Here is a 1,652-nt window from a genome sequence, read left to right on the forward strand (position 1 = left end):
GCCGTGGCCGAGGACAGGGCGTCGCTGGTATTCACCACCTCGGTGATGGTCTGGGATAGCTTGGCCACCGTGTTGTTCAGGGACTGCTTCACCTGGTCGAAGGCCCCCTGGTAGTCCCGGGTCACGCTCTTGGTCAGGTCCCCCTGCTCCAGGGCCTGGGCCACGTAGATGGTGTCCTTGAAGGCAGTATCCACGGTGGCGGAGAGCTGGTTGAGCAGTTCGGAAAGGGTACGGGGGAAGCCCTGCTTGCCTTCCAGGCTGATCTTGACGGAGAAATCCCCCTTGTTGGCCGCAGCGCTGATCTCCTGGATTTCAGCGACGATGCGCTTCAGGTTGGCGCGCAGCTGTTCGATGGTGTCGTTGATGAATTTCTTCTTGCCCGGGAACTGTTCCAGGGGCGCTTCCAGATCCCCTTCGCCGAAGGCCTTGACGCAGGCCATGGCCTTTTTCTTGACGGCGATGTGGCCGAACACCATGTTGTTGACCCCCGCCGCCATGGCCTTGAAGGAGCCCTGGAATTTCTCCTCCTCGATCCGGACATCGATGTCGCCCTTGTCGTGTTCGGTGGACATGCGGTTCATCTCTTCGATCAGGCCCTGGATGGTGGCGCTCATGCGCTGCATGGCCGCCATCAGGCTGGTCTGGTCGTCGGCCTTGAGGATGATCTGGCTGCTCAGGTCGCCGGCCGCAATCCGCCCGGCCACTTCGGCGGCCTTGTCGGGTTCCCCGCCCAGCTGGCGCAGCAGGTTGCGGGTGATGGCAAAACCCAGCAGGCCGATGGCAGCCAGGGTGATCAGGGTGACGATGGTGGCGATCTGGGTGGCAGCCTCCCGCTCGGCCACGGCTTTTTGCGAGCCTTTCTTCGCCAGCTCCATGTTGTAGTCGATGTGCTGGTCAATCAGGGTATTGATCCGGGTGCCCTGGGCAGCCAGCTTTTCCAGCTCTTCCCGGGCCTGCTCATTGCGGTTCTGGCGGGACAGTTCCTGCACCTTGCCCAGCTGCAGCAGGTAATCCTTGAGCTCGGTGTTTTCCTCCGCCAGCAGCTGCCGGTCCTTGTCGTCGCTGAGCAGACTTTCGTACTTCTTCAGGGCCTGCTCCAGCTCGTTCCTGGCCTGGTCGATGGCTTTGTCCAGTTCCGCCATCTTGCTGGTATCGGTATTCAGGACATGCTGGGTGACGCGCAGGCGGATCCGGAAGAAATTCTTGGTGATCTCGTTCATGACTTCCAGGCTGGGGACGGAATTTTCGTTACCGTAATTGGCCGCCTCGTAGACCATCCCGGTCTGACGCTGGCTCACCCCGGCCAGGATCAGGATGCCCAGCAGAGCCGTCAGCACCAGCAGGCTCATTTTCTTTGCGACAGTTAATTTCATCTCATCTCTCCGATATCAAAAACGGAACAGGATTCTGGGCTGACGGTAAGCCGGCAATGCCCGGCCCATCATTGGCTAGCTTGCCCCCAGGGGGGTAGAACGATCTGGTACAGGTCTTTTCTCTGTGTCTCTATGTCTTTTGTCTCCAAGCCTCCATGGTGCAACCAGATTTTCACCTCCTCACTGCTGGCCCAGACTGCCCAGCACGGCCACCTCTTCCAGGGAGAGGATGCGGTCCACGTTGAGCAGCACCACGAACCGTCCTTCCACCTTGCCCAT

The 1,652-nt window shown here is 60.1% G+C and carries 1 protein-coding gene; it reads right to left on the bottom strand.

The window, feature by feature from the left end:
• Positions 1-1,373, bottom strand: a 1,373-nt coding sequence (locus G474_RS0117685) for an MCP four helix bundle domain-containing protein (protein ID WP_026688112.1), incomplete at its 3' end; no start/stop codon positions are given.
• Positions 1,374-1,652 lie beyond the last annotated feature (279 nt).

Origin of the sequence: Azovibrio restrictus DSM 23866 (genome assembly GCF_000429665.1) — a bacterium.
In the GTDB taxonomy this organism is placed as follows: domain Bacteria; phylum Pseudomonadota; class Gammaproteobacteria; order Burkholderiales; family Rhodocyclaceae; genus Azovibrio; species Azovibrio restrictus.